The following is a 2601-nucleotide window of genomic DNA, read 5'->3' as shown; positions in this document are numbered from 1 at the left end:
CCCGGACGCGCCGCGGCACGTAGTGCCGCTGCGCAGATCGGGGGCCCGCTTCAGGGGCTCCATTCAACCGGGGTCCTGCGTCTGCGGCGCACCGCTGCGCGCTGCACCGCGCGCGGGACACCACCGCAGCCCCCTTTGCATGACCGCTTGCATCCGCCTATGGTCGCGCACGGCGTTCGCGCCACAACGATAACCCGCCGGGAGGAATTTTCGTGATCTATGTCGTCGCCACACTCACCGTGAAGCCCGAGATGCGGGCCGAGCTGATCGCTGCCGCCAAGGAATGCATCGCCGGCACGCGCCAGGAGCCCGGCAATGTCGCCTACGATCTGCACGAGAGCGTCACCGATCCGACCCAGATGGTGTTCGTCGAGCAGTGGGAAAACGCCGAGGCGCTCGGCCCCCACAGCAAGACCGAGCACTTCAAGGCGTTCGGCCGTGCCGCGGCGAAGTGCCTGGCAGCGCCCCCGAAGATCGAGATCATCACGCCCGCCAAGGTGGATGTGAAGTAAGCGCAGCGCCGGCAACAAGAAGGGATAATCCCCATGATCTATGTCGTCGCAACGACGCAGGTGAAGCCGGAGGCGCGGGACGCCTTCATCGCCGGGGCCAAGGCTTGCATTGCCGAGACCCGCAAGGAGAAGGGCTGCATCTCCTACGAGAACCACATCTCGATCAACGATCCGAACACGTTCGTCGTTGTCGAGCGTTGGGAGAGTCGCGAAGATCTCAACGCGCATGCCCGCGCGCCGCACATGAAGGTGTGGCGTGAGCTGTCGACGCCGCTGAAGGCGTCGCCGACGGTGATCGAGATCATCAGTGAAGGCAAGGTCGAGACGTTCTGAGCCTCTGCCGCTAGTTGGGCATAAAGGCGAGGGCGGTCCGGCGCGATCCGGATTTCCCTCGCCCGGGAAATGCTCTAGAGCTTTGGGCTCGCCTGATTGATCCCAATGCGATGAGCCCCGCATGATCCGAGCCAGCAAAGTCTACGGACAGTATCATTTCAAGGAGCCGGCGGCCGACACCGTCGTGCTGGCGTTCGACGATCGGCATCGTCGACGGATGACGATGACCGGGACGCGCGGCCTCGACTTCCTGCTCGACCTCGAACACGCAGTCGCGCTGCGCGGCGGCGATGCATTGGTGCTGGATGATGGCCGGCTGATCGAAGTGGTGGCCGCGCCGGAGCCGCTGCTCGAGATTCGCGGTCGCGATCCGCTGCATCTGGTGCGGCTGGCCTGGCATCTCGGCAATCGGCATTTGCCAACGCAGATCATGGCCAAGGCGCTCCGCATCCGTCGCGATCATGTCATCGCCGACATGGTGAAGGGTCTTGGTGGCAAGGCCGTCGAGATCGAGGCGCCGTTCGATCCGGAAGGTGGTGCCTACGCGCCGGCCCACGACAGCGGCGCGCACGGCCATGCCGGCCACGGCCATCACGATCACCACGGCCATGATCATCATGGTCATGATCATCATGGCCACGGGCATGCGCATCAGGGCCATGATCACGCCCATGGGCACGATCACGATCATCACGTGCACGACGAGCACTGCGGCCATGATCACGGCCACGGCCATTCCCACAAGCATGACCACTGAGCCGGCCGCCTCGACGATCGAGCCGCTGTCGGCACAACAAGGCGCCGCGCTCTACCGGCTGATGACATGGCTGTCGCCGGCTTTTCCGGTCGGTGCGTTCTCCTATTCGAGCGGCATCGAATGGGCCGTGGAGGCGGGCGACGTCACCGACGCCACAAGCCTGCGCGACTGGCTTGCCGCGATGCTGGAACACGGCGCCGGCTTCTGCGACGGCGTGTTCCTCGCCCACGCCTACCGAGCCGCTGCGGCGGATGACCAGCAGGCTTTGCGCAGCGTCGCCGAACTGGCCGTCGCCTTTGTGCCGTCGGCCGAGCGACACCTCGAAACCACCGCTCAAGGTCGTGCCTTCATCGAGATCGTTCGCAATGCCTGGGCGAGCGACGGCTTTGAGCGGGCGGTTGCGGCGTGCGATGGCGCAGTGGCCTATCCGGTGGCGGTTGGCCTCGTCAGCGCGGTCCACGGCGTACCGCTTCCCGCCACGCTGCATGCATTCCTGCACGCGGTGGTGTCGAACTGGATCTCCGCCGGCGCCAGGCTGGTGCCGCTCGGCCAGACCGACAGCCAGCGGGTGCTCGCCGCACTCGAGCCCGTAGTGATCAGCACCGGCGAGCGTGCGCTCGCTGCGACGCTCGACGACCTCGGCAGCGCCACCTTCCGCGCCGATCTCGCCAGCCTGCGCCACGAGACGCAGTACACGCGGCTGTTCAGGTCGTAGTGGTCACACCCGGAGCGTAACCGGATCACGCACGTTGCAACCGGGGCCCCGGGTCTGCGAAGCGGCACCGCGTGCCGCATCGCGCCCGGGACAGGCCGCATCAATAGTTCGGCTCAGCCCACCATCCGGTCGCGGCCCTGCCAGAATTGGGCGCGCAGGACTTTCTTGTCGATCTTGCCGACGCCGGTCATCGGCATTTCGCTGACGAACTTGACCTGCTTGGGCGCGTGGGCCGAGCCCTTGCGGGTCTTCACCAGCTCGATGAGTTCGCGCTCGTCCGGCTC

General features: G+C 66.1%; 4 protein-coding genes and 1 pseudogene. 4 read left to right on the top strand and 1 reads right to left on the bottom strand.

Annotation, left to right across the window (positions count from 1 at the left end; all coding sequences use genetic code 11):
* Positions 1 to 212 precede the first annotated feature (212 nt).
* From ACOJTD_RS17495 to ACOJTD_RS17480, 4 genes are all read left to right on the top strand, one after another.
* Positions 213 to 512, top strand: a complete 300-nt coding sequence (locus ACOJTD_RS17495; protein WP_054163564.1) for a putative quinol monooxygenase — start codon at positions 213 to 215, stop codon at positions 510 to 512.
* A gap of 33 nt (positions 513 to 545) precedes the next feature.
* Complete coding sequence (locus ACOJTD_RS17490) at positions 546 to 845, top strand: putative quinol monooxygenase (RefSeq protein ID WP_420134150.1); 300 nt, start codon at positions 546 to 548, stop codon at positions 843 to 845.
* 121 nt (positions 846 to 966) lie between these two features.
* Positions 967 to 1602, top strand: coding sequence for an urease accessory protein UreE (locus ACOJTD_RS17485; RefSeq protein WP_420134149.1), 636 nt, complete (start codon positions 967 to 969; stop codon positions 1600 to 1602).
* Positions 1592 to 2317: an urease accessory protein UreF gene (locus ACOJTD_RS17480; RefSeq protein ID WP_420134151.1), complete on the top strand. Its 726-nt coding sequence runs from the start codon at positions 1592 to 1594 to the stop codon at positions 2315 to 2317. The genes ACOJTD_RS17485 and ACOJTD_RS17480 overlap by 11 nt, the downstream gene beginning before the upstream one ends.
* A gap of 113 nt (positions 2318 to 2430) precedes the next feature.
* On the opposite strand, the pseudogene ACOJTD_RS17475 reads toward ACOJTD_RS17480, so the two are convergent.
* A pseudogene (locus ACOJTD_RS17475) lies at positions 2431 to 2601 on the bottom strand (acyl-CoA synthetase); the annotation flags it as partial.

Origin of the sequence: Rhodopseudomonas sp. (genome assembly GCF_048594845.1) — a bacterium.
Lineage (GTDB): Bacteria > Pseudomonadota > Alphaproteobacteria > Rhizobiales > Xanthobacteraceae > Rhodopseudomonas.
Note: the sequence above shows the minus strand (reverse complement) of the source record. Positions and strands in the feature narration are given on the sequence as shown.